This window comes from Pseudomonas extremorientalis (assembly GCF_001870465.1).
Taxonomy (GTDB): Bacteria; Pseudomonadota; Gammaproteobacteria; order Pseudomonadales; family Pseudomonadaceae; genus Aquipseudomonas; species Aquipseudomonas extremorientalis.
On record NZ_MDGK01000063.1, the window covers coordinates 261815 to 287402 of the forward strand.

Below are 25588 nucleotides of genomic sequence, written 5' to 3' on the forward strand. Positions count from 1 at the left end.
GATCCAAAAGAGACTGTCAACAAATTGTCTAAGATGCCGCCAGACGGCAAACCCGAGTCAAAATTGCCACTTATTTGACGCTACTAATAGGGCGCAGTCTTTTTTTCACCCTTCCAGGTATCACGTCTACTGCACCCATATTCGTGGCCCAGGCTGTGTGGTCGAGACGACTTGCGTGACGATTGCTGGCTCCTACTTCATGGGTGGCTACACGCTGTTGGGCGATGAAAGCTGGTAGTTCCTGCCCGGTTTTTCAGCGTTGGGCAGTGCTGAGGCGCGACTGCCTGCGCAGGTACACCATTTGCGCCGTCACGCCGATCACCAGCGCCAGCGCAATGCCCGCCTGCGCGCCCAGCAGCACCGGCGATTTCAGGTCAGTGACAAAGGGGTGGCCATCGGGAACGCGGCGCAACGTCTCGGACACGGTGGGCACCATCAGGAAAAAAGCCGTCAGGCTCAGCAAGATCGTCTCCACATACACCCGGGCTCGCCCCAGCCAGGCCACGCGCCCTACCCCATAGCCCGCCAACAGCAGCGCAATCGTAATGATGCCGATGGCGTTGCTGACGGGCTGATGCGCGACCAGGAACACGGTGAGGCCACCGATCATCATCGACACGAAATACAACAACCCCGGCACTGACCGAGGCACGATACGGCCATGCCGGATAAACATGTAGGCGGCCAGTGGAATGGCCGGCAGGCTGCCGAGGGTGTGCAGCCAGCCGAGAGCGGAGATTCCGAACATAGTGGGGTTCCCATGTGGTTGGATGATGTGCAAAAACGGTCAGCGCGGGAAAGACTCATCCCGATGGCGCCGGCGCGCTATGATCTCGGCGGTCAGCTTAGTGAGGGCGGGGTCGAACCGACATGATGAATCCCTTGGAAAACTTGATCATTCATCCCCAATTGCAGCTGGAAGGGCTGGCCAAGGGCGACCTGCTGTCCCAGGTACTGGCGCAGATCCGCCTGACGGGTGATCGGGTTCATTCCTGCACGCTGACGGAGGCACAGCCCCTCACGCTGGATGAAAAAAGCGCGCACATCTGCGTGCTCCAGCACGGCCGGTTGCATCTCAACGTTGCTGATCAGCCTCCCGTAGCGCAGGAGCAAGGCGATGTGATCCTGCTGCCCCACGATCCAACGGGCATCACGCTGACCGCCCTGAATGGGCCGGCAACCGTAGTCATCTGCCGCTTCTGGTTCGACGCGAGCAGTTTCCAGGCCATGCTGTTCGCCCTGCCTCGGCTGATCCACATCCAGCAAGCCGACGCCGCCGCATGGGCGGAAGGCATTCTGCATTTCATGTTGCTCGAAGCCCACGACACGCAACCGGGCGGGGCATTAATGATTTCGCGCCTGATCGACCTGGTGGTGATTCGCATCCTGCGCACCTGGGTGCACCAGGGCGCCGCTTCCGGATGGTTGGGTGGGTTGTCGGACGCGCGTATCGCCCGCGTGCTGAAAGCCATTCACGAAACACCGGGCAGGCAATGGCGCATCGACAACCTGGCTGAGGTGGCGGGCATGTCGCGGTCGAATTTCTGCGAACGGTTCAGCGCCCTGGTCGGTCGCTCGCCGCTTCGGTATCAGAATGAATGGCGGCTGACCCTGGCGAAAACCATGCTGGCCAAACAGGACGGCCGCATCGGAGAAGTGGGTTTTGCAATTGGCTATGAATCCGAAGCGGCGTTCAGTCGCGCCTATAAAGCTTTTTTCGGCCGCTCGCCTCGGGATGACAACGCCCGGCCGGGCTAGGCCGGGACGTGTGTATCAGTGCCCGGCGCTTTGCCCGCCGTCGACATGCAGAATCTCGCCGGTCACAAAACCGGCGGTTTCCAGGTAGACAATTGCCTGGGCGATGTCACTCACTTCCCCCATGTGCCCGACCGGGTGCAATTGCCCGAGCGCCGCGTGGGTTTCTTCGCCGTGCATCGGCGTCTTGATGATGCCCGGGCTCACTGCGTTCACACGGATTCCACGCTTGGCGTATTCAATCGCCAACGATTTGGTTGCCGAATTCAAGCCGCCTTTGGTGAGGTTGGCGAGTACCGACGGCACGCCATCAATGGCGTGGTCAGCCAGGCTGGTGGTGACGTTGACGATGTGGCCGGCGTGGTTCTTTTCCATCTCGGCAATCGCGAGTTGAGTGATGTAGAAGAAGCCATGGAGGTTCACCGCAAGCACGTTGGCGTAGTCCGCCTGGGTGTAGGCGGTGAAGGGTTTGGCGATGAAGATGCCAGCGTTGTTGATCAGGCTGTCGATGCGCCCGAAGGTGGCCAGGGTGTCGCGGATGATGCGCTGGGCCGTGGCCGGGTCGGCGATGTCGCCGGCGACGGTGAGGATGTCGGGGTCGGTGGACGGCTGGATCGAGCGCGAGGTGGCGACCACGCGGTAGTCGAGGGCACGGTAGGCCAGGACGACGGCGGCGCCGATACCTTGGGAGGCGCCGGTGATGATGACGACTTTTTTCATGAGGATGCTCCGGTAGGGATTCAGGCTTGGGATTTGCGGTATTCGGTGGTGGTGATGCCGGCGTAGCCCCAGTTATCGGTGTCGACTTCTTCGATGACGATATGGGTCAGGTCCGGGCGTTTGTGCAGGACGCGTTCGAGAGTTTCGGTAAATTCGGCGATGACCTGGGCTTTTTGCTCGGGGGTAACGCCGTCACGGGTGATGCGCAGGCTGACAAAGGGCATGGCGAGGACTCCAGTGGTCGACCATCGGGGTGATGGGCGAGCAGTGGGCCAATTTAGGCTTGCGCTGGAAGGGGATAAAGGTGGGCCCGGTTACTTCATTGGTGATCCGATGTAACAAGTCCGCCTTGCATAGACGGGCATAAAAAAACCCCGAACCAGTCGGGGTTTTTTTCGCCTGACACTCAGGCGCGACGCAGGATCAATTAGAAAACGTTGATCGGATAGTCGGCGAACAGACGGATTTCGTTACCGCCTACGTTGTAGTTGCTGGCGTTGTTGGAAACGCGCAACCAGGACGCACGCGCACGCAGGCTCAGGTCTTTGGCCGGGCCGCTCTGGACCACGTACTTGAACTGGTTCCAGATTTCACGCTCGGTGCCGTCGCCGCGGTTGGTACCGTCGTCGATGTTGGTACCCCGTACGTAGGCAACGTTGTAGGTCAGGCCCGGCACGCCGAAGGTGGCGAAATCGATGCCGTAGCCCACTTGCCACGAACGTTCGTCCTTGCCGTTGAAGTCGGACCAGTAGGAGTTGGCCAGCAGGATGGTGTTGCCACCGTCGCCGATGCCGCCAGCATTGCGGTAGCCGCCGTACAGGTAGCCGGTGTCGCCGGTGCTGCGCTGGTGAGCCACGGTGAAGCTGTGCGGGCCAACGGCCCAGGTCGCGCCCAGGCTCCAGATTTTGTTGTCGCGAGCATCTTCACTGCCTTGGTTTTCCAGGGCGAAGCTCTTGTCCAGCTTGGTTTTGTAGCCGTTGAAGTCAAAAGTCAGGGACTGCTTCTCTGGCAGGGCCAGCACGTAGTTGACGTTGACGTATTGCTTCTTCAGCACGTCCTGCATGTCGGAGGCATACAGCGCGGCGGACAGGCTTTCGGTGAATTTGTAGCTACCGCCGATGTAGTCGATGCTCTTCAGGCGACCGCTGTCGGTGCCTTCCATGCTCTTGCGCGCTTCTTTGGTGAAGTGACCCGCGTCCAGTTGCAGACCGGCGATCTCTTTGGAAACGATCGAGGTACCGGTGTAGGTTTCCGACAACAGACGGGAGTTGTCGTACTGCAGCACAGGCACGGCCGGGAACTGATCACCGTACTTGAGCACGGTGTTGGAAACGCGGAACTTGACGGCAGCGCCGCCCTTGGCCAGGTCGTGTGGTGCCGAGCCAGGGTTGTCGGCAGTGCCATTACCCGGTTTGAAGAAGTCGATACCGCCCGCGCCGGCGCGACCTTTACCACCGTCCAGACGGATAGCGTATTGGCCGATCACGTCCACACCCACACCGACGGTGCCCTGGGTGAAACCGGACTCCAGCTTGCCGATGAAGCCTTGGCCCCACTCGGCTTTGTCTTGCTTGCCGTTTTTGTAGTCGCGGCTGATGTAGGCGTTACGTGCGGCGATGTTCAGGTGGCTGTCTTCGATAAAACCCTTGGACTGGTCCTGGTCGTTTGCCATTGCTGTCGATGCGCTCAAAATCCCCAGAGCGATCAGACTCATCCGTTGCTTCAACATTTTCTTGTATTCCTTATTCCTGGTTGAGTACGCGCTGTGACACCAGGCTCCGTAATGCTTTTTCTGGTGTCGACTGAATCCGGAAAAAAGAAGGCCCGCGGACGACTGAACATGCCGCGGGCCTTTTTTATTGGATGAGTCATGGCGGTTAGCCACAGGCGTTGGGCGCAATCCTAGTCGCGCCCGGAACTATGTGTCAATTTCGCGAATCGTCTGTATTTAGGCGAAATAATTCTAAGCCAGGGCCTACAGTCACATCGAAAGCGACAAAAAACCGCATCCGAAACGACAAAAAACACATCTCGTAACACATTTCAAAGCCGATACGTTTGGCAATGGATAACGCGCGCAAATGCAAAGCATTACCATTAACGTGCTGTTTTTCTCCCAAACCACTCGGATACATTTCTTAATGCCTGCCCCTCGCCTGACGCCCATCACCCTTGGGCTTTCCGTTCTGCTGTCTGCCGGTTTTGCCTGCGCGGCCACCACGTTGCCCGAAACCTCGATCAGCGCCGAAGCTGACGAAGACGACCCACGCGTCAAGGAAACCAGCACCGCCACCCGCACCGCCACGCCGGTGCGTTATGTGCCCCAGGCCATCGACTCGGTAAAGACCGAAAGCCTGCGCGCCTACGGCACCAATGACCTGGGCCAGGCGTTGAGCGGCATTCCCAACGTCAGCAGCGGCGCCGATACGCGCTTCGACAGCCTGCGCATCCGGGGTTTCGACGCGAGCAACGACTTCTACCTGGATGGCATCCGCGATGACAGCCAGTACGTGCGCGACCTGCATAACATCGAGCGCATCGAAGTGCTCAAGGGGCCGGCAGCCGTACTCTACGGGCGAGGCGGTCAGGGAGGGATCGTCAACCGTGTGAGCAAACTGCCTGGCGCCGGCCACAAGTCGAGTATCGAGGCCCAAGGCGGCAGCAACGATTTGCGCAGTCTGTATGCCGACCTCAGCACCGACCCCACCGATGACATCAGCCTGCGCCTGAACATGGGCAACCAGGACAACAACAGCTGGCGCGATGGCGTCAGCGGCAATCGCCAGCTGTTTGCACCGTCCATGAGCTGGCAGCTCACGCCGGACCTGAATTGGCTGGTGCAATACGAATACAGCCGCTACAACCGCACGCCGGACCGTGGCGTTCCCGGGGTCAACGGCCGGCCGGCGGATGTGAGCCGCAGCACCACTTACTTCGACAGCCGCGACTACATCGACGACAAATCCCAGTCCCTGCGCTCCAGGCTGGCCTATGAGCTCAACGACAACTGGCAACTGCGCCAGACCCTGGGCGTATTCAAGCTCGACAGCGATTTCGACAACACCTACCAGACCGCCTACGTGCCTGCGACCAACAGCGTGACACGCCAGCGCTGGCAGCAAGACCTGACCACGCGGAACCTCTTCAACAACGTCGAACTGGAAGGCGGCTTCAGCACTTTCGGCCTGGAGCATCGTTTGCTCACCGGCCTCGAGCTGGGCAGCCAGCGCCGCGATCCCAAGCTCTACACCGCCACCGCCGTCAGCCGTGGTGGCCAGGCCGTGCCGAGCCTGGACCTCAACCAGCCCAACCGCCACCTGAGCCATAACGGGCGGATGAGCGTGTCGAGCAACAACCACACCGAAGTGGAAAGTCGTGCGGTTTATGTACAAGACCAGCTGCGCCTGAATGATCAATGGCAGCTCCTGGCCGGTCTGCGCTACGACCGTTTCGAAGTGGACACCAGGAACAAAATCCTCAACACCCAACAGGCCGTCGACAGCCACAGCACCAGCCCGCGCTTTGGCGTGGTCTGGACGCCGCTGGAACATCACTCGTTCTATGCCTCGTGGAGCAAGACGTTCTCCCCGGCCGGTGGCGGCCTGATCGGCATCACCCCGAATGCCGCCGGCAGCGTCAACGACCTGAGCCCCGAGCTGACCAAACAGAAGGAAATCGGGGTCAAGAGCGATTGGCTCGACGACCGCCTGAGCACCACCCTGGCGGTGTACGAACTGGAGCTTTACAACCGCCGCACCAGCGACCCGCTGGACCGCACCATCACCCTGCTCAGCGGCTTGCAACGCTCACGCGGCGTGGAGCTGACCGCCACCGGCAAGATCGTCGGCAATTGGTACGTTCGCGGGGGAATCGGCCTGCAGGACGCCACGGTCGTGAAGGACAACAACGGCTTTGAAGGCAAGCGCGTCAGTGATGTGGCCAAGCGCAACGGCAGCCTGTTCATCACCTGGAAACCCGAGATGGGCTGGTACGCCGAAACCGGTTTGACGCTGGTGGGGGATCGTTACGCCGACAGTCTCAACACCGTGGTGCTGCCGGGTTATGGCCGTTGGGATGCCTTGGCGGGGTTCCGCCAGAAAGAATGGGACGTGAGGGCGGCGCTGAACAATATCGCGGACAACACCTACTATGCGTCGGCGACCAGCGTGGCGCAGATCCAGCCGGGAGAACCGCGCAGCGTGGTGGTGACTGGGACCTACAGTTTCTGAATCGAATACATCCAAAGGGTGTAGGAAGGGGCTTGCCCCCTCCCACATTTGTGCTCGGTGTTACTCAGTTTTTCAGCAGGTCGCACAACACGTGCACTTCATCCTCGCTGAACAGCCCCGCCGGGTAGCGTTCATTCATCACGCTGCGCAAGTCAGGCTGGCGCCTGATCCGTCGCGAGCCGTTTTCCTTCAACCAGAGCGCCAGTGCGGGAATCGCGTCGCCGCTGACCCGCAAGGGGTGGGCCGCACGCGTGTACATCAGGTTGATATCGGCATTCATTTCAGCGCTCTCTCCTACTGCGTGAGCGGCTAACTTACTCAAGGTTTATGACAGAACTGCGCAGTCATCACCTTGGGCCACTGTGACAGCACCGATACAAGAGCTATGCCAATGTCTCGTGTTTATAGGCATTGGGACACAAAAAAGCCCGCGACCTTGCTGGGCCGCGGGCTTGCTGTGGGCACCGGAACCGGTTGCGCCCGGCTATCGCCTCGACGCTGTTACAACTGCACTCACTCTTTGTGCGGTGCCGGCTGTTGCTGTGTCAGACAGTGGATATTACCGCCGCCCAGTAACAGTTCGCGGCCCGGCACCATCACCACTTCGTGCTGCGGGAACAGGTCCTGCAGGATCGCCTTGGCCTGGCTGTCCAGCGGGTCGTCGAAGCTTGGGGCGATGATGCCACCGTTGACGATCAGGAAGTTCACGTAGGAACCGGCCAAACGCACCGACGGATTCCGCTCCTGGGAGCCGTCAACCGGGTCGACACCGGCGCATTCTTCCTCGGTGGCGTACAGCGGCCCGGGAATCGGCATTTTATGCACTATGAACGAGCGACCCTGGGCGTCGGTGCTGCTTTGCAGCACGTCCATTGCGGCGTGGCAGCGCGCGTAGTTGGGGTCTTGTTCGTCATCGGTCCAGGCCAGCAACACTTCGCCCGGGCGCACGTAACAGCAGAAGTTATCCACATGGCCATCGGTTTCATCGTTGAACAGGCCATCCGGCAACCAGATGATCTTATCCACAGCCAGGTTGGCGCTCAGCACCGCTTCGATCTCGGCCCGGCCCAGATGCGGGTTGCGATTGCGGTTGAGCAGGCATTCTTCGGTGGTGATCAGGGTGCCTTCGCCGTCGACATGGATCGAACCGCCTTCCAGCACAAAACCTTCGGTGCGGTAGCGCGGTGCGCGTTCGATCTCGAGGATCTTGCCGCCAACCTGGGAATCGCGGTTCCACGGCGCATACAGGCCACCGTCAAAACCGCCCCAGGCGTTGAAGTCCCAGTTCACGCCGCGCACTTCGCCGCTGTTGTTGATCACGAAGGTCGGGCCGGTGTCGCGCACCCAGGCGTCATCGCTGGACATCTCCACCACGCGGATATTCGGTACATCCAGGCGTGCGCGGGCGTTTTCGTACTGGCCGGCAGATACGGCAACGGTCACCGGTTCAAAGCGTGCGATCGCCTTGGCCACGGCCACATGGGCAGCCTGCGCCGGCTTGCCGCCCAGGCGCCAGTTGTCCGGGCGCTCGGGCCAGATCATCCAGGTTTGCGTCTGTGGCGCCCATTCGGCAGGCATGTAGAAGCCATCGGCGCGAGGGGTGCTGTGCAGGGTGGTCATGGCGATCAGGACTCCGAATGGGGTAAAAGCCGACTTTATAACGGATAAAAATCGGCTTTAAAAGCGATAAAGGATCATAGCTGATGAGTATGACAGTAGTTAACCGATAACAATCGATTAATCACACCTGCTCATTCAGCACCTTCGACAGCATGTCGACAAAGAAGTCCACGCTGCGCCTCGACGTGACCATCGGCGGCTTGATCTTGAGAATGTTCAGATAGTCGCCGGTAGGCTGCATGAAAATGCCCAACTCCCGCAGGCGATCACACAGCAAAGTGGTTTCTTCGGTGGCGGGCTCCAGGGTTTGCCGGTTACGTACCAATTCCAGGCCGAGGTAAAATCCGGAACCGTGGACGGCGCCAACCAACGGATAGCGCTCGATCAGAGCTTCCAGGCGTGCCTTGAAATGCGCGCCAACCACCTGGGCGTTTTCCCACAGTTTTTCTTCTTCCATCACATCCAACACGGCCATGCCGATGCGGCAACTGACCGGGCTGCCCCCCGACGACGAGAAGAAGTAGCCCTCAGCCTCCAGCGCCTCGGCGATTTCACGCCGGGTGATGACCGCACCCAGGGGCTGGCCGTTGCCCATGCCCTTGGCCATGGTGATGATATCGGGCACCACACCCTGCTCTTCAAAGCCCCAGAAGAAATGCCCCATGCGGCCGTAACCCACCTGCACCTCATCGGCGATGCACACGCCGCCCTGGGCGCGGACAAGTGCATACACCCGCTGCAAATAGCCCGGCGGCAACGAGATGCCACCGGCATTGCCGTACACCGGCTCACAGATGAAACCGGCCAGCTGGCGTTGGCTCGCGGCGATTTTCGCCAGGTTGTGCTCCACACTTCGTACGTAATCGGGCGCACTGTCCTGCCCGCGGAACTCGCCGCGATAGGTATTCGGTGCGGTCACCGGGTGCACCCAATCCGGGCGGCTGCTCAAGGCCTGGGGGTTGTCGGCAATCGAGGTGGACACCGCATCCGCCGCCACCGACCAGCCGTGGTACGCCTCCAGCACGCTGAGCATGTCGCGCCCGCCGCTGTAGGCCCAGGCCAGGCGTATCGCCAGGTCATTGGCCTCGGTGCCGCTGTTGACCAGGAACACCCGGTCCATGCCCTCTGGTGCCAGCGCGAGCAAGCGCTCGGAAAACTCGGCAATCGCCGCGTAGTGAAACCGCGAGTTGGTGTTGAGCAACGACCACTGCCGCGCCGCCACCGCCGCCATGCGCGGGTGGCCATGGCCAAGCACCGCCACGTTGTTGAGCATGTCCAGGTAGGAACGACCCTGCATGTCGATCAGGTGGTTGCGCCAGCCACGCTCGATGCGCGGCGGATCGACGTAATAGTGCTTTTGCGAACGGGCGAAACTGGCGTCGCGGCGGGCCAGCAGGGCCTCGGGGTCCAGTTCGGGCTCGGCGTCGCAAGCCAGCCCCAGCAGCGCAGCCGGCGATGGGCAAAGCGCTTGCCACGCCGCTGCCCGGGACGGTGCGCAGAATAGCGGTGCGGGCAAGTCAACACGGCAAAGCTGCACTGTCAGCGGGCCCTCGACCTCACCGATCACCTGGCCCTTGAGCACCGCAGCCCCCGGCTGCAGCAGCGGCTTTACACCCCATAGCCGCACGGTCGTTTCGCTGTTATGCACATGAAGTTCATCATTGGCTCCTCGTCGTATCACACCGGCAAACGGCGCTTCGACGGAAGTCCCCGATGGCACGTGCAGCTCAACGTGCAACGCAAACGTCTCCGGCTCGGTCGCACTGTCGGGCCGGGTACGCGACAAACGGTATTGCCCATAGCGGCTCGCCGCCAGCCCATGTACCGCCGCCGCATCCTGCAACAGGCGTTGATCGATGCCGGCTTGCTCCCAGTTGCCCGCCTCGAAATGCGGGCTGAGCACACCCAGGTCGATCAGCGCAAACTCGCGGCCTACCAACCCCGGCAACAAAGGCGCAAAACCTTGACTGACGATAGGTGCGGGTGCCTGGCCAACACAGCTGAGAATCGCCGCCTCCATCAGCTCAAACGGCACCGAGGTCGCTACATGGAAGATTTCCCACTCATGCTCGGCGTTTTTCAGCAGGTAGCTGTTATGCGGATCCAGCCGTTGTTGCTGCTCGCTGCTCAAGACCAGCACCGCCGCCCGGGCGACGATCAGCGGCCATAGCGCCTGTAATTCTGCGGGTTGCAAGGGCGTCACCGCATGACAAGCCTGGATTGCCGGCAAAATCGCAAAGGGATCGCCCTCGGCATGGTGCAGCAGGGCGGCGCAGGTCACCGACAGGTCGGCAATGCGCCAGGTGTGCACCAGATCGCCGAAATCGATCACGCCCTGAAATTGCCAGTGGCGTTGCGCATCACGCTGCCACACCACATTGTCGTCGGTGATATCCATGTGCACGGCTTGCCACGGCAGGTGGTCGGCCAGGGAGCGCATACGGTTGCTGACCTGCTCAGCCACTTGCTCCAGTGCTTCGCGGTGGGGCAAATCTTCCAGGGTGGCCAGCAGATGCTTGATCAATTCCAGGGCATGGCGCGGGTCCCATTGCAACGTACGCTCCAGGCCCGGATGTTCGAACGACGCCAGCGCCTGGCTCATCCGACCGCACAGGTCGCCGAAGCCTGCGATCACCCTGTGCCCCAAATGCACCTGATGGGTCAACGGCTGGCCGTCGATGTAATCCAGCACCCGCACATGCAGGTTTTGGCCGTCGAGGGTCAGGGTCAGCAGTTCTTCACCGGTCAGAGCCTTGATGACCTTGGGTGCGCGCACGGCCTGCAGGGTGTTGAGCGCCGCGTGCTGGGCCTGAAGCTCAACGGCAGCGTAGTCGCCCCGGCAGATTTTCAGAACGAACCGGCCACGGGCACTGTCGACTTTGTAGTTGAGATCCTGCTGGCTGCCCAATGACTGCAAGGTGCCCGTGAGGCCGTAATGCTGCTCGAGCAGTTGAGCCGCCTGATCGGGACTTACTTGCGGGCAGGGTAGACTGGCGCGATGGATCAGGGTGGCGAGCAGCATGGGGGTGGCCTCGGTTTTTTAGGGGTGTATATCGCCATTGTTCAGGGGGCTTACGCAACCCCCCAGGCATACCTACCTGCCCTGCGTCGCAACACAGGCTATGCTCGCTAATCGTTCGTCTAAGAAAAAGGGCCTCCGACATGCGCATTCTCATTACCGGTGGCGCCGGTTTTATCGGTTCTGCTTTGGTACGTCACCTGATTCAGCACACCGAGCACGAAGTGCTCAACCTGGACAAGCTCACGTATGCGGGCAACCTCGAATCACTGACCAGCATCGCCTCTAACAGCCGCTACGAATTTGTTCAGGCCGATATCAACGACCAGGCCACCGTCAGCGCTGTACTGGCGCGTTTCGCCCCCCAGGCAATCATGCATCTGGCCGCCGAGTCTCATGTTGACCGTTCGATCGATGGTCCGTCGGACTTTATCCAAACCAATATCGTCGGTACCTACAGCCTGCTGGAAGCTGCTCGGGGCTATTGGCAAACACTCGCCGGTCCGGAAAAAAAAGCGTTCCGGTTCCACCATATCTCGACCGACGAGGTGTATGGCGACCTGCATGGCGTGGACGACTTGTTCACCGAAACCACCCCCTACGCCCCCAGCTCGCCCTATTCCGCGAGCAAAGCGGCCTCCGACCATCTGGTGCGCGCCTGGCAGCGCACGTATGGCTTGCCGGTGCTGCTGACCAACTGCTCGAACAACTACGGGCCGTTCCATTTCCCCGAAAAACTCATTCCACTGGTCATTCTCAACGCCCTCGCAGGCAAACCGCTGCCGGTCTATGGTGATGGCTTGCAGGTACGCGACTGGCTCTTCGTCGAAGACCACGCGCGGGCATTGCTCAAGGTAGTGACTGAGGGCGTGGTGGGCGAGACCTACAACATCGGCGGCCACAACGAACAAAAGAACATCGACGTGGTACGCAGCATCTGTGCCTTGCTGGAAGAGTTGGCCCCGCAACGCCCAACAGGCGTCCAGCAATACGCCGACTTGATCACCTTCGTAAAAGACCGCCCCGGCCACGATCTACGCTATGCAATCGATGCCGGCAAGATCGAGCGCAAACTGGGCTGGGTGCCCCTGGAAACCTTTGAAAGCGGGCTACGCAAAACCGTGCAGTGGTACCTGGAAAACCTGGAATGGTGCCGTAGGGTCCAGGACGGCAGTTATCAGGGCCAACGACTGGGCAACACCAACATGAGGGATCTGATCGCATGATGAAAGGAATCGTATTGGCCGGCGGCTCCGGCACTCGTCTTCACCCCATCACGCTGGGCGTGTCCAAGCAACTATTGCCCGTCTACGACAAGCCAATGATCTACTATCCGATCTCGGTGCTGATGCTGGCGGGCATCAAGGAAATCCTGGTGATTTCCACTCCGGCGGACTTACCGCAATATCGCAATCTGTTGGGCGACGGCAGCCAATTCGGCGTGACGTTCAGCTATGCCGAGCAACCTTCGCCAGACGGTCTGGCCCAAGCCTTTCTGATTGGCGAGCAGTTCATTGGCAACGACCCGGTATGCCTGATCCTCGGCGATAACATTTTTCACGGCCAGAGTTTCAGCGCGCAACTGCACGCAGCGGTAAAACGTGGCAAAGGCGCTACGGTATTTGGCTATTGGGTCAAAGACCCGGAGCGCTTCGGCGTGATTGATTTCGACAGCGAGGGCCGCGCACTGTCTATCGAAGAAAAACCGACGGTGCCCAAGTCGAGCTACGCGGTGACAGGCCTGTATTTCTACGACAACGACGTGATTGGCATTGCTAAGGCCGTCAAACCCTCCGCACGAGGCGAGCTGGAGATCACCGACGTCAATAATGCCTACCTGCACCGGGGTGACTTGCAGGTTGAGCGCTTTGGCCGAGGCTTCGCCTGGCTGGACACGGGCACCCACGACAGCTTGCTGGATGCCTCGCAATACGTGCAGACCATCGAGAGACGCCAGGGGCTGAAAGTCGCTTGCCTTGAAGAAATCGCCTACGGCAACGGCTGGATCGACCGCGACCACCTGCTGGAACGCGCCAAGTATTTCGGCAAGACCGGCTATGGCCAGTATCTGTACTCGCTGGCCGGAGAGAACAAGTGAACGTTGTTGAAACCATTTTGCCCGGCGTACTGATCCTCGAACCCAAAGTGTTCGGCGATGAACGCGGCTTTTTCTACGAAAGTTTCAACGCACGCGCCTTTGAAGCCGCCACCGGGCTCAAGCGTGACTTCGTGCAGGACAATCATTCGCGCTCACAAAAAAGCGTGCTGCGGGGCCTGCACTACCAGCTCGAACACACCCAGGGCAAACTGGTGCGCGTCATCGCCGGGGAAGTGTTGGACGTGGCCGTGGACATCCGCCGCAGCTCGCCGAACTTCGGCCAGTGGGTCGGCGTGCGGCTGTCAGCACAGAACAATCGCCAGCTGTGGGTGCCGGAAGGTTTCGCCCATGGTTTCGTGGTACTGAGCGATCACGCCGAGTTCCTGTACAAAACCACCGATTACTACCAGCCCAGCGCCGAACGCAGCATCCTGTGGAATGACCCGACGCTGGCCATCGATTGGCATCTGACCGAAGCGCCACAGTTGTCCGCCAAGGACCAGGCAGCCAAACCCTTGATGGAAGCCGACCTGTTCCCATGAAGATCCTGATCTGTGGCCAGCACGGCCAAGTCTCCCGCGAACTGCAACAACGCCTCCAGGGCTTGGGCGAACTCATCGTCCTGGGCCGCGACCAGCTTGACCTGGCCAATGCAGAACAGATCCGCCAGCGAGTGCGCGCCCACCGCCCCAGCCTGATTATCAACGCAGCGGCTCACACCGCTGTCGATCAGGCCGAAAGCGAACCGGACGCCGCATTTGCCATCAACGCCATCGCCCCCGGCATTCTCGCCGAGGAAGCAAAGGCACTGGGCATCCCGTTGATCCACTACTCAACCGACTACGTGTTCGACGGCAGCAAACCGGCGCCTTACACCGAAGCCGACACGCCGAACCCGCTGGGCGTCTATGGCCAGAGCAAGCTGGCCGGCGAGCAGGCGATTGCAGCCGTAGGGGGTCAGTACCTGGTTCTGCGCACCAGTTGGGTCTACTCCAACCACGGCAAGAACTTCCTGCTGACCATGCAACGCCTGCTGCAGGAAAAACCGCAGATGCGCATCGTCGCCGATCAGATCGGCGCACCGACCTGGGCCGGTAGCATCGCCAACAGTACGCTTGCGTTGATCGAGCGCTGGCAAGCCGGCACAGCGGGGGAATGGGGGGTATATCACCTGACCGCCCAAGGTGAAACGTCGTGGTTCGGTTTTGCCGAGGCCATCGGCGAGCATCTGCGCAAGCAGGGCAAAGCCTGTGCCGAGCTGGAAGCCATCCCTTCCAGCGCCTACCCGACGCCCGCCCAGCGTCCCTTGAACTCACGCCTCGATTGCAGCCGCTTGCAACAACAATGGCACGTCAGCCAGCCGCAGTGGCAAGACGCATTGCGCGAGTGTCTTGCACAGCAGCACTAGGCATAATGCGCCTGTACCCACAGGCGCACGACTCCCATGACTCCACCCCTCCCGCGCAGACCCCGCTGGCGCAGCCTCGCCCTCCTGGCGCTTTGCCTGGCGCCGCTATTGTGGCCGCTGGAGCATCTGGCCGAGCGTTATTACCGCAGCGAACTGGCCGGCCAGAACCGCCAGACCCTCGACCTGTACGTCGCCAACCTGCTCGGCACCCTGCACCGCTATGAAGTGCTGCCGCAAATCCTCGGCGACCTGCCGGCCCTGCGCACTGCATTGGACGCGCCCAACGTCAGCACCAACCTGGTCAACGCCAACCTGCTGCTCAAGGAGGTCGCCGCCCAGGCCGGGGTGGAAGTGATGTACCTGATGGACACCACCGGCAAGACCCTCGCGGCGTCCAATTGGGATAAACAAGATAGCTTTGTCGGGCGCAACTTCTCGTTCCGCCCGTATTTCAGCGAAGCCATGGCCGGGCGCCTGGGGCGGTTTTTCGGCCTGGGCACTACATCGGCCAAGCGCGGTTATTTCTTCGCCGCCGCCGTACGTGACGGCGATAAGATCATCGGTGTATTGGTGGTCAAGGTCGACCTGGACCACACCGAAAGCCTGTGGGGCAACACCCCGGAACAACTGCTGGTCACCGACCATAACGGCGTGGTGATCCTGACCTCGCGCCCGCAATGGCGATTCCGCGCGACCCGTCCGCTGACCGCTGAAGAACGCCAGGCCATCATCGCCATCCAGCCCTACCCGACCCGCGACCCGCAGCCGTTGAGCCTGAGCAGCACCGCGTGGCTGCGCCAATCCACGGCCATCGCCGAAACGGGCTGGAATGTGGAAATCCTTGCGCCACGCTCGTTGATCAACCGGCCGGTGCGCACCGTGGTTGCCGTCGGCGGCGCGACGCTGCTGGTGTTGATGTTGCTGCTGGGACTGATGATGCAACGTCGCCGTCACTACCTGGAGCGCATTGCGTTCGAAGCCAAGGCCCGCCGCGAGCTGGAAGCGCGGGTGGTCGAGCGTACCAGTGACCTGGAGGGCCTCAACCGGCGCCTGAAACAGGAAGTGCTGGAGCGCGAACACGCCCAGCAGGAGCTGGTACGGGCCCAGGACGACCTGGTGCAAGCAGGTAAACTGTCGGCGCTGGGCACCATGTCGGCGAGCATCAGTCACGAACTCAATCAGCCCCTGGCCGCCATTCGCAGCTACGCGGAAAACGCCGAAATCCTGCTCGACCATGAACGCACCAATGACGCCCGCGGCAACCTCAAGCTGATCAGCGAACTGACCGGGCGCATGGCCTCGATCATCGCCCACCTGCGCGCTTTCGCCCGTCGCGACCGCCATGCGCCCGAAAGCGTGGCCCTGCAACCGGCGCTCGACGATGCGCTGGCGTTGCTGGCCAAGCGGCGACGGTCGATGGAAGTGGAACTGATCCGCGACTTGCCGGAAGCCACCCTCTGGGTACAAGCCGGCGAAACCCGCCTGCGCCAGGTGCTGGGCAACCTGCTGGCCAACGCCCTCGACGCCCTCACCGAAAAAGGCCCGCCGCGCAGACTCTGGCTGAGTGCCGAAACCACCGAACAGGGCGTCAACCTGTACATTCGCGACAACGGCCCGGGTTTTTGCATGGAGGCCCTGGGGCGCGCCAGCGAACCGTTCTACACCACCAAGACACGCACCCAGGGCCTGGGCCTGGGGCTGGCGATCTGCGAGACCCTGATGCGTGCCTTCGGCGGCGAACTGCTGTTTGCCAACCACAAGGAAGGCGGCGCGCTGTTAACCTTGAAATTGCGCGCCGGCTCGCCGGGCGTCAGTCTGCAACCGTCCGAGGACCGCAGTGTATGAGTATCGATAACCAGATTCAGGTGGTGTTGATCGACGACGATCCACATCTGCGTCAGGCGCTGTGCCAGACCCTGGACCTGGCCGGGCTGAAAGTCCTGCCCCTGGGCGAAGCCAGCGGCCTCACCGCACGCCTGTCGCGGGACTGGCCGGGGGTGGTGGTCAGCGATATCCGCATGCCCGGCATGGACGGCCTGGAGCTGCTCGCCGAACTGCACGGCCAGGACCCGGACCTGCCGGTGCTGCTGATCACCGGTCATGGCGATGTGCCGCTGGCGGTGCAAGCCATGCGCGCCGGTGCCTATGACTTTCTGGAAAAACCCTTCGCCAGCGACGCCCTGCTCGACAGCGTCCGCCGTGCCCTGGCTCTGCGCCGCCTGGTACTGGACAACCGCAGCCTGCGCCTGGCCCTCAGCGATCGTCAGCAATTGAGCACGCGACTGGTCGGGCATTCGCCGCAAATGCTGCGCCTGCGTGAACAGATCGGCGCCCTGGCCGCGACCAAGGCCGATGTGCTGATCCTCGGCGAAACCGGCGCCGGCAAAGAGGTGGTGGCGCGTGCGCTGCACGACCTGTCGAGCCGCCGCAGCGGGCCGTTCGTGGCGATCAACGCCGGGGCGCTGGCTGAATCGGTGGTCGAAAGCGAGCTGTTCGGCCACGAGCCTGGTGCCTTCACCGGCGCGCAGAAACGCCGCATCGGCAAGTTCGAGTTCGCCAACGGCGGTACCTTGTTCCTCGATGAAATCGAAAGCATGAGCCTGGACGTGCAGGTCAAACTCTTGCGCCTGCTGCAGGAGCGTGTGGTGGAGCGGCTGGGCGGCAATCAACTGATCCCGCTGGATATCCGCATCATCGCCGCCACCAAGGAAGACCTGCGCCAGTCCGCCGACCAGGGTCGCTTCCGTGCCGACTTGTATTACCGACTCAACGTCGCGCCGCTGCGTATTCCGCCGCTGCGTGAGCGGGGTGAGGATGCCTTGATGCTGTTCCAGCACTTCGCCGATGAAGCCAGCAGTCGTCACGGCCTGCCGCTGCACGAACTGCAACCGGGCCAGCGCGCCCTGCTGCTGCGCCATAACTGGCCGGGCAATGTACGCGAACTGCAAAACGCCGCCGAACGCTTCGCATTGGGGCTGGAACTGGCACTGGATGCCACGCCGGACAACCCTGCCGCCGGTGTGTTGACGTCCACCTCGGGTGGCCTGAGCGAACAGGTCGAGCAGTTCGAAAAAAGCCTGATCGCCGCTGAGCTGACCCGCCCCCACGGCTCCATGCGCAGCCTCGCCGAAGCCCTCGGCGTACCGCGCAAGACCTTGCACGACAAGCTGCGCAAGCACGGCCTGAATTTCGCCAACCAAAGCGGCGATGACGAATGACCGCTCCCACTCGCCAAGAGGCCCCCATGAACCGCGACAGCCGTTACCTGGAATCCATTCTTCACCACGACATCCCCCTCACCCGGGAAATGGGCCTCAAGGTGCTCGACTGGCACCACGGGCGGCTGGAACTGCATCTGCCCTTGCACGCCAACATCAACCACAAGAGCACCATGTTCGGCGGCAGCCTGTATTGCGGCGCAGTGCTGGGGGGTTGGGGCTGGCTGCACTTGCAACTGCGTGAAGAAGGCATCGAAGACGGGCACATCGTGATTCAGGAAGGGCAGATCAGTTATCCGCTGCCGGTCACGCGGGATGCAACGGTGGTGTGCCAGGCGCCGGAGGAGAAGGTGTGGAAGCGCTTTTTAGCGACGTACCAGCGCTATGGCCGCGCGCGCATCACGCTGGAGACGTGGGTTGTGAATGAAGGCAGCGAGGAGCGTGCAGTGGCCTTTACCGGGCAGTACGTCCTGCACCGCTGACTGCCACACCCCTCCCACCGTCCGCCTCAGGATCTGGCCAGGGTCAGCAAGCGCTCGCGCCACGCAGCCTTGGCCGGCAACGCCAAAAAGAACGGGTTCAACAACGATGCCCGCGCCGGGTAGCTGAACGGCTCACCGCTCAGCTCCAACACTTCGCCCCCCGCGCCTTCGAGTACGCCCTGGGCTGCCGCCGTGTCCCACTGCGAGGTCGGCGCCAGGCGCGGATAGCAGTCCGCACTGCCCTCGGCCAACAAACAGAACTTCAGCGAGCTGCCGATATTCGTCAGCTTCAACGCGCCCAGGCCTTCGCTCAGCCCGCCCAGTAAACGCTCCTGCTCCGCGCTGGTATGCCGACGACTTGCAACTACGGTGAACGACTCGCCCGCTGCCGGTGCTTCACGCACCTGGATCTGCTTGGGCGCTTCATTCACATCGGATCGCCAGGCACCCAAGCCGGCGCCACCGAAGTAGCAACGGCCGTTGGTGGGCATCGAGACCACGCCGAACACGACGCGGCCCTGTTCGATCAGGGCGATGTTCACGGTGAATTCTTCGCTGCCGGAGATGAATTCCTTGGTGCCATCCAACGGATCCACCAGCCACCAGCGCTGCCAGCCGGCGCGCACGCTCTGGTCGATATCGGCATCTTCTTCGGACAGCACCGGAATGCTCGGGTCCAGCGCGGTCAGGCCGGCCAGGATCAGGTGATGAGCGGCCAGGTCCGCGGCCGTCACCGGCGAATCATCGGCTTTGGACGTAACGGCCACGTCAGCGCGCCAGTACGGCAGGATCACTTCACCGGCCTGACGGGCCAGCTCGATCACCGGGGCAATAAACGGGTGGCCTAAAAACAGTTCGCTCATGCGTTAAACGCTCCTCGCTGGGTCAACAGGTCTCGTACCAGGTACAGCGCGGCCAGGGCCCGACCTTCGCTGAATTGCTCATTTTGCGCCAGCATCGACAGCTCGCGCAGGTTGACCCGGTCCACACGCATCGGCTCAGGTTCATCGCCTTCCAGGCGTTCTTCATAGAGGTCGGTGGCCAGTACCACCTGGATTTTCTGGCTCATGTAGCCAGGCGACAGCGACAGTTCCGTGAGGTGCTCCAACTGCCGTGCGCCGTAGCCCGCCTCTTCCTTGAGTTCGCGATTGGCCGCCGCCAGTACGTCTTCACCGGGCTCGATCAACCCCTTGGGCAACGACAGCTCATATTCGTCGGTACCGCCGCAGTATTCTTCCACCAGCAACGCATGGTCTGCGTCGATCATGGCCACAATCATCACCGCGCCGTAGCCGGCACCGCGACCGACCAGGCGCTCGTAGGTCCGCTCAACGCCATTGGAGAAGCGCAATTGCACTTCCTCCACGCGGAACAAACGGCTACTGGCGACTATTTCGCGGGCGAGGACGGTGGGTTTCTGGCGCATGAGCGGCTCCTTGGCGTGATCGGGTTACTATACCGTGGCTTTTCCGATTGTCTGTGTCGGATATCTTTACTTACATGAGACCGCCCCATGCCCTCTTTGCCCTGGCACGCCATCGACACTGTCCTGCTGGACATGGACGGCACCCTGCTCGACTTGCATTACGACAACCACTTCTGGATGGAACACCTGCCCCAGCGCTACGCCGAACTGCATGGCGTGAGCCGCGCCCTGGCCGAGATGGAGTTGCAGCCGCTGTTCGAGCGTAACGCCGGACAGTTGCAATGGTATTGCCTGGACTTCTGGAGTACCGAACTGAAGATCCCGGTGCGCGAACTCAAGCTGGAAACCGCGCACCTGATCGCCCTGCGCCCGGATGCCGACACATTCCTCACGGCAATCAAACGGGCCGGCAAGCGCGTGATCCTGATCACCAACGCTCATCGTGATTCCCTGTCATTGAAGCTGGAACGCATTGAACTGGCGCCGTATTTCGAGCGGTTGATCAGCTCCCACGATTACGGTTTCGCCAAGGAGAACCCGCAGTTCTGGGATGCCCTGCAAGCCGATATCGGCTTCGACCCGGCACGGAGTTTGTTTATCGATGACACCTTGCCGATCCTGCGCAGCGCCCAGGCGTTTGGCGTGGGGCATTTGTTGGCGGTAAAGGAGCCGGACAGCAAGAAAGGTCCAAAGGACACGGCGGAATTTGCGGCGGTCGACGACTACCGAGATCTCATTGCCGGACTCTGACCCCATGTGGGAGGGGGCTTGCCCCCGATTGCTGTGCATCAGAGACACATTCAGTCACTGACACACCACCATCGGGGGCAAGCCCCATCCCACCTTTCGTCCTGCGTTTTACTCAGGAATACGCAGCGTCTGCCCTGGGTAGATTTTGTCCGGGTGCGACAACAGCGGCTTGTTGGCTTCGAAGATCTTGTTGTACTGGTTGGCGTTGCCATACACCGCCAGGGAAATCGCGCTCAGTGTGTCGCCCTTTTTCACCACGACGAAACGGGCGGCAGCCACAACAGGCCCGGAAACGGTGATCTGGTCATCTACACTGGCCACACCGGCAATGTTGCCCAGCGCCAGCAGGATCTTCTCTTTCTCTTCCTGGGTGGCGACTTCACCGGTCACCGTCACCTTGTCGCCATCCACCGTGGTCTGCACATTCGGATTACCCAGGCCCACTTTGGCCACGTGCTCCTTCAACTGCTCACTGGCGTTTGCATTACCCGGCGTCAACAGGTCGACAATCTTTTCGCCGGCTTCCTTGATAAAGCTGAAAATGCTCATAGTGCGCGCTCCTTGTTAATTGATTTCCAGATGCCCAAGACTAGACCAGTCCTACCGACTTGGGTTCCAGCCCGGCAAAAGACCCAAACGCGCTAGAATCCCCCCGCCATTGGAATAAGCCCTGGAGCGAAGATGGACATCAAACAGTTGAAATTCCTCATCGCCCTCGACGAGACCCGCCACTTCGGCCAGGCGGCCGCGCGTTGCCACATCACTCAACCGACCCTGTCGATGCGCCTGCGCAGCCTTGAAGAAGAGCTGGACCTGCCTTTGGTCAATCGCGGCCAGCGCTTCGAGGGCTTTACCGCCCCCGGTGAGCGCGTGCTGGCCTGGGCACGCACGGTGCTGGCGGCGTACGACGGCTTGCAGGCCGAAGCGGCCGCCTGTCGCGGCAACCTCGTCGGCACATTGCGCCTGGGCGTGGTGCCGTTGTCGAGCTTCGATCCCTTGGCATTGATGCAGCAACTGCACAAAGAACACCCAAACCTGCGCTTCGAGCTGTCGGCGCTCAGCTCCGAACAGATCCTTGAGCAACTGGCGAGCAATCGCCTGGACCTGGGCGTGTCTTACCTGGAGCGCCTGGACACCGAGCGCTTCGACTCGCTGGCCTTGGGCGAAACCCGCATGGGCCTGCTCTACGACCAACGCTTCTTCAGCTTTGGCGACACGCCATTGAGCTGGGAAGCCCTGATCGAACTGCCCCTGGGCATGCTCACCAGCGGCATGCACTTTCGCCAATCCATCGACCACAACTTCCACAGCCGTGGGCTCAACCCGCAGCCATTGTTGCAGACCGATGCCGTCCATCAGTTGTTGCAAGCCGTGCATGGCGGCTTGTGCTGCGCCGTGATGCCTTTGGACGGTCGCCTGGATGCACTCACCGAGCATCTGCGCCTGCAGCCGATCGAAGACGCCCATACACTCGCGCGCCTGGGCTTGATCATGCGCCGCAGTGCACCGCGCTCGGCGCTGGCAGAGGCGTGTTTCGCGCTGTATCAGAAATCGCAAAACGAGTCTTGATCGACGTCATCTATCGGAAGATCAGTACTGGCGATTAGACGCGACGCTTTGTCGCGCCTAGTCTAAACACTGATCAATCCGCCGGTGGTACTGCCCCATGAACGCCAAGCGCCCAGTCTGCGCGGCGCCCGCTCTTGAAACGCCAGCGCCCGCCGCCAGCCAGAGCTACCAGTATTGCAATCTCGAACATACGGAATTCGCCAGCACAGCCCTGGCCGAGGAAGTGGCGTTGGCGATTGCCTACAACGACATCAGCCAAGCGGTAATGCTGGTGACGCCGACAGACCTGGAAGACTTTATCGTCGGCTTCAGTATAGGCAGCGGCATTATCGCCGACGTTAGCGACATTTATGATCTAAAACTCAGCGGATCGGGCTCTGCTCAATACGCTCAGGTGCAGATCTCCAGCCGTGCCTTCTGGAACCTCAAGCAACAGCGCCGGCAACTGGCCGGCACCAGTGGTTGCGGTCTGTGCGGTGTAGAGGCGGTAGAACAAGCATTGCCTGACCTTGATGTACTGCCGGGTGCGCCTTTGCCGCCTGCCGAATGGCTGGATGGCCTGCGCCAACGCATCAGCGCGTTCCAGCCCTTGGGCCAGTACAGCGGCGCCGTGCATGCCGCCGTATTCATGAACGGCCAGGGCGAATTGTTGCTGGGCCGCGAAGACATTGGCCGACATAACGCCCTGGATAAATTGATCGGTGCATTGATCCGCCAAAAAATTCCGACCGAAGGCGGCCTGGCGATTGTTACCAGCCGTTGCAGCCTGGAGTTGATCCAGAAAGTCCTGCGCGCGGGTATCCAGACCCTGGTCAGCCTGTCGTCACCCACCGGCCTCGCCCTGCAATGGGCGCGCCGGCATAACCTCAATCTCATCCACCTGCCGCAGAAAAGTGCGCCGCGGGTCTACAGCCCTGCGATGGAGAACCAGCCATGAGCCAGCACCACCAAGCCGACCAAACCCCGACCCCGCGCTACAAGCCCTATAAAGGTCCGGCCGGCGGCTGGGGCGCACTGATCAGCGTGGCGCAGGCCTGGCTGACCAGCGACAACGCGCTGAAAAACCTGCGCATGATGCTCAAGACCAACCAGAACGGCGGCTTCGACTGCCCGGGCTGCGCCTGGGGTGACTCGCCGGAGAGCGGCATGGTCAAGTTCTGCGAAAACGGCGCCAAGGCGGTCAACTGGGAAGCTACCAAGCGCCGTGTGGATGGTGCATTTTTCGCCAAGCACAGCGTCACCGCCTTGCTGGAACAGAGCGACTACTGGCTGGAATACCAGGGTCGCCTGACCGAGCCGATGCGCTATGACGCCGAAACCGACCGCTACACGCCCATCAGTTGGGAAGCGGCCTTCGACTTGGTCGGCAGGCACCTCAACGCCCTGCCCAGCCCTGACATGGCCGAGTTCTACACCTCGGGTCGCGCCAGCAACGAAGCGGCCTACCTGTACCAATTGTTCGTGCGCGCCTACGGCACCAACAACTTCCCGGACTGTTCGAACATGTGCCACGAAGCCAGCGGCGTTGCCCTGGCGCAAAGCGTGGGGGTCGGCAAAGGCACCGTGACCTTTGATGACTTCGAACATGCCGATGCGATCTTCGTCTGGGGCCAGAACCCCGGCACCAACCACCCGCGCATGCTTGAACCGCTGCGTGAAGCGGTTAAACGCGGCGCTCAGGTGGTGTGCATCAACCCACTCAAAGAGCGCGGCCTGGAACGCTTCCAGCACCCGCAACACCCGCTGGAAATGCTCACCAACGGCGACAAGCCAACCAACACCGCCTACTTCCGCCCGGCGCTGGGGGGCGACATGGCCATCCTGCGCGGCATGGCCAAGTTCCTGCTGCTGTGGGAACGCCAAGCCCAGGCCGAAGGCAAGGAGGCCGTGTTCGACCACGACTTCCTCAACGAGCACACCGCCAACGTGCTGGAATACCTGGGCAAGATCGACGATACCTCCTGGGATGAGATCGTCGAACAGTCCGGCCTGACCCTGGTCGAGATCGAGCAAGCGGCGCGCATGTACGCCAAAGGCAAGAACGTGATCATGTGCTGGGCGATGGGCATCACCCAGCACCGCCATTCGGTGCCGACCATCCAGGAAATCGCCAACCTGATGCTGCTGCGCGGCAATATCGGCCGCCCAGGCGCCGGCCTGTGCCCGGTGCGTGGCCACAGTAACGTGCAGGGCGACCGCACCATGGGCATCAACGAACGCCCTCCGGTGGCGTTCCTCGATGCCCTGGAGCGTCGCTTCCAATTCCAGGTGCCGCGTGAAAACGGGCACAACGTGGTGGAAGCCATCCACGCCATGCTCGAAGGCCGCTCCAAGGTGTTTATCGGCCTGGGCGGCAACTTCGCCCAAGCCACGCCGGACAGCCTGCGTACCTTCGAAGCCCTGCGCAATTGCGACCTTACCGTGCAGATCAGCACCAAGCTCAACCGTAGCCATTTGATGCACGGCAAAGATGCACTGATCCTGCCGTGCCTGGGCCGTACCGACATCGATATCCAGGCCGAAGGCCCGCAAGCGGTGACGGTGGAAGACTCGTTCAGCATGGTCCACGGTTCCAATGGCCAGTTGCAGCCGCTGTCGAAACTCATGAAATCCGAACCGGCAATCCTGGCCGGTATCGCTGCCGCGACCCTGGGCAGCAAGCCGGTGGACTGGAACTGGCTGGTGGCCGACTACAGCCGCATCCGCGACCTGATTGCCGACACCATTCCCGGCTTCAAGGACTTCAACGAGAAGATCAAGCATCCGGGCGGTTTCTATCTGGGCAACTCCGCGGGCGCGCGCCGCTGGAATACCCCGTCGGGCCGCGCCAACTTCCGCCCGAACATCCTGCCCAAGGACTTGATCCACGAACGCACCCACGCGACCGGCCGCGTACCGGACCTGATCATGCAATCGATGCGCTCCCACGATCAGTACAACACCACCATCTACGGCCTGGACGACCGCTACCGTGGGGTCAAGGGCCAGCGTGACGTGCTGTTCGTCAACGAAGCCGACATCATCCGCCTGGGCTTCAAGCCGGGGCAGAAGGCCGACATCGTGTCATTGTGGGAGGACGGCCGCGAGCGCCGTGTGAAGGGCTTTACCTTGCTGGCGTTCGATATTCCGGCGGGGCAGGCTGCGGCTTACTACCCGGAAGTGAACCCGCTGGTGCCGTTGGAAAGCACCGGGGATGGCAGCCATACACCGACGTCGAAGTTCGTGGCGATCCGGTTGGAAGCGGCGAGCGACAATGGCTTGATCATGGCGCGCTCGGCCTGATCGGGACCGTTG

23 protein-coding genes are annotated in these 25588 nt (G+C 61.5%); 13 read left to right on the forward strand and 10 right to left on the reverse strand.

What is annotated here, in order from left to right; genetic code table 11:
• Window positions 1-253: 253 nt before the first annotated feature.
• A complete protein-coding gene (locus tag BFN10_RS28135; protein ID WP_071492462.1) occupies window positions 254-748 on the reverse strand; it encodes a hypothetical protein in 495 nt (164 codons plus the stop codon).
• A 125-nt stretch (window positions 749-873) separates the two neighbouring features.
• Here BFN10_RS28135 and BFN10_RS28140 point away from each other — a divergent pair, with 125 nt between their 5' ends.
• Window positions 874-1758, forward strand: a complete 885-nt coding sequence (locus BFN10_RS28140) for an AraC family transcriptional regulator (RefSeq protein ID WP_231999478.1) — start codon at window positions 874-876, stop codon at window positions 1756-1758.
• Between the two features lie 15 nt (window positions 1759-1773).
• On the opposite strand, the gene BFN10_RS28145 is transcribed toward BFN10_RS28140, so the two are convergent.
• From BFN10_RS28145 to BFN10_RS28155, 3 genes are all read right to left on the reverse strand, one after another.
• Window positions 1774-2475: an SDR family NAD(P)-dependent oxidoreductase gene (locus tag BFN10_RS28145; protein ID WP_071492464.1), complete on the reverse strand. Its 702-nt coding sequence runs from the start codon at window positions 2473-2475 to the stop codon at window positions 1774-1776.
• Between the two features lie 20 nt (window positions 2476-2495).
• Window positions 2496-2699 (reverse strand): tautomerase family protein, encoded by a 204-nt coding sequence (locus BFN10_RS28150; RefSeq protein ID WP_016979078.1) that lies wholly within the window; start codon window positions 2697-2699, stop codon window positions 2496-2498.
• A 203-nt stretch (window positions 2700-2902) separates the two neighbouring features.
• On the reverse strand, window positions 2903-4204 hold the full coding sequence (locus BFN10_RS28155; RefSeq protein WP_071492465.1) for an OprD family porin: 1302 nt from the start codon (window positions 4202-4204) through the stop codon (window positions 2903-2905).
• Between the two features lie 412 nt (window positions 4205-4616).
• Between BFN10_RS28155 and BFN10_RS28160 the strand changes: the two genes are divergently transcribed.
• A complete protein-coding gene (locus BFN10_RS28160) occupies window positions 4617-6704 on the forward strand; it encodes a TonB-dependent receptor (RefSeq protein ID WP_071492541.1) in 2088 nt (695 codons plus the stop codon).
• A gap of 64 nt (window positions 6705-6768) precedes the next feature.
• Here the strand turns inward: BFN10_RS28160 and BFN10_RS28165 are convergent, their stop codons facing one another.
• The 3 genes from BFN10_RS28165 to BFN10_RS28175 form a co-directional block, all read right to left on the reverse strand.
• Window positions 6769-6984 (reverse strand): hypothetical protein, encoded by a 216-nt coding sequence (locus tag BFN10_RS28165; protein ID WP_071492466.1) that lies wholly within the window; start codon window positions 6982-6984, stop codon window positions 6769-6771.
• Window positions 6985-7217: 233 nt separating this feature from the next.
• Window positions 7218-8324 (reverse strand): agmatine deiminase, encoded by a 1107-nt coding sequence (aguA, locus tag BFN10_RS28170; protein WP_071492467.1) that lies wholly within the window; start codon window positions 8322-8324, stop codon window positions 7218-7220.
• Window positions 8325-8445: 121 nt separating this feature from the next.
• Complete coding sequence (locus BFN10_RS28175) at window positions 8446-11346, reverse strand: aminotransferase (RefSeq protein WP_071492468.1); 2901 nt, start codon at window positions 11344-11346, stop codon at window positions 8446-8448.
• Window positions 11347-11486: 140 nt separating this feature from the next.
• On the opposite strand from BFN10_RS28175, the gene rfbB reads away from it, so the two are divergent.
• Genes rfbB through BFN10_RS28210 form a run of 7 tightly spaced genes read left to right on the forward strand, consistent with a single transcriptional unit; the run spans window position 11487 to window position 18549 of the window.
• Window positions 11487-12569, forward strand: coding sequence for a dTDP-glucose 4,6-dehydratase (gene rfbB / locus BFN10_RS28180; RefSeq protein WP_071492469.1), 1083 nt, complete (start codon window positions 11487-11489; stop codon window positions 12567-12569).
• Window positions 12566-13441, forward strand: coding sequence for a glucose-1-phosphate thymidylyltransferase RfbA (gene rfbA / locus BFN10_RS28185; protein ID WP_071492470.1), 876 nt, complete (start codon window positions 12566-12568; stop codon window positions 13439-13441). Before rfbB ends, rfbA begins: the two co-directional genes overlap by 4 nt.
• The gene (gene rfbC, locus BFN10_RS28190) at window positions 13438-13983 is read left to right on the forward strand and encodes a dTDP-4-dehydrorhamnose 3,5-epimerase (protein ID WP_071492471.1); all 546 of its coding nucleotides are present in this window, start codon (window positions 13438-13440) and stop codon (window positions 13981-13983) included. Before rfbA ends, rfbC begins: the two co-directional genes overlap by 4 nt.
• Window positions 13980-14849, forward strand: coding sequence for a dTDP-4-dehydrorhamnose reductase (rfbD, locus tag BFN10_RS28195; RefSeq protein ID WP_071492472.1), 870 nt, complete (start codon window positions 13980-13982; stop codon window positions 14847-14849). Before rfbC ends, rfbD begins: the two co-directional genes overlap by 4 nt.
• Before the next feature lie 36 nt (window positions 14850-14885).
• Entirely contained in the window at window positions 14886-16694 is a 1809-nt protein-coding gene (locus BFN10_RS28200; RefSeq protein ID WP_071492473.1) for a sensor histidine kinase, read from the forward strand.
• A complete protein-coding gene (locus BFN10_RS28205; protein WP_071492474.1) occupies window positions 16691-18067 on the forward strand; it encodes a sigma-54-dependent transcriptional regulator in 1377 nt (458 codons plus the stop codon). Before BFN10_RS28200 ends, BFN10_RS28205 begins: the two co-directional genes overlap by 4 nt.
• Before the next feature lie 26 nt (window positions 18068-18093).
• Window positions 18094-18549, forward strand: a complete 456-nt coding sequence (locus BFN10_RS28210) for a YiiD C-terminal domain-containing protein (RefSeq protein ID WP_071492475.1) — start codon at window positions 18094-18096, stop codon at window positions 18547-18549.
• 26 nt (window positions 18550-18575) lie between these two features.
• Here BFN10_RS28210 and cysQ read toward each other — a convergent pair whose 3' ends face one another.
• Window positions 18576-19412: a 3'(2'),5'-bisphosphate nucleotidase CysQ gene (gene cysQ / locus BFN10_RS28215; RefSeq protein WP_071492476.1), complete on the reverse strand. Its 837-nt coding sequence runs from the start codon at window positions 19410-19412 to the stop codon at window positions 18576-18578.
• The gene (nudE, locus tag BFN10_RS28220) at window positions 19409-19975 is read right to left on the reverse strand and encodes an ADP compounds hydrolase NudE (RefSeq protein WP_071492477.1); all 567 of its coding nucleotides are present in this window, start codon (window positions 19973-19975) and stop codon (window positions 19409-19411) included. Before nudE ends, cysQ begins: the two co-directional genes overlap by 4 nt.
• A gap of 87 nt (window positions 19976-20062) precedes the next feature.
• On the opposite strand from nudE, the gene yrfG reads away from it, so the two are divergent.
• Window positions 20063-20725 carry a GMP/IMP nucleotidase gene (gene yrfG / locus BFN10_RS28225; RefSeq protein WP_071492478.1) on the forward strand — a complete coding sequence of 221 codons (663 nt, stop codon included), beginning with the start codon at window positions 20063-20065 and terminating at the stop codon, window positions 20723-20725.
• A gap of 108 nt (window positions 20726-20833) precedes the next feature.
• Here the strand turns inward: yrfG and lysM are convergent, their stop codons facing one another.
• On the reverse strand, window positions 20834-21274 hold the full coding sequence (gene lysM, locus BFN10_RS28230; protein ID WP_071492479.1) for a peptidoglycan-binding protein LysM: 441 nt from the start codon (window positions 21272-21274) through the stop codon (window positions 20834-20836).
• Window positions 21275-21406: 132 nt separating this feature from the next.
• Between lysM and BFN10_RS28235 the strand changes: the two genes are divergently transcribed.
• The 3 genes from BFN10_RS28235 to BFN10_RS28245 all read left to right on the forward strand — a co-directional run bounded on the left by BFN10_RS28235 (window position 21407) and on the right by BFN10_RS28245 (window position 25576).
• Window positions 21407-22294, forward strand: coding sequence for a LysR family transcriptional regulator (locus BFN10_RS28235; protein WP_071492480.1), 888 nt, complete (start codon window positions 21407-21409; stop codon window positions 22292-22294).
• Window positions 22295-22391: 97 nt separating this feature from the next.
• Complete coding sequence (fdhD, locus tag BFN10_RS28240; RefSeq protein ID WP_071492481.1) at window positions 22392-23231, forward strand: formate dehydrogenase accessory sulfurtransferase FdhD; 840 nt, start codon at window positions 22392-22394, stop codon at window positions 23229-23231.
• A complete protein-coding gene (locus BFN10_RS28245; RefSeq protein ID WP_071492482.1) occupies window positions 23228-25576 on the forward strand; it encodes an FdhF/YdeP family oxidoreductase in 2349 nt (782 codons plus the stop codon). Before fdhD ends, BFN10_RS28245 begins: the two co-directional genes overlap by 4 nt.
• The last annotated feature ends 12 nt before the right edge of the window (window positions 25577-25588 follow it).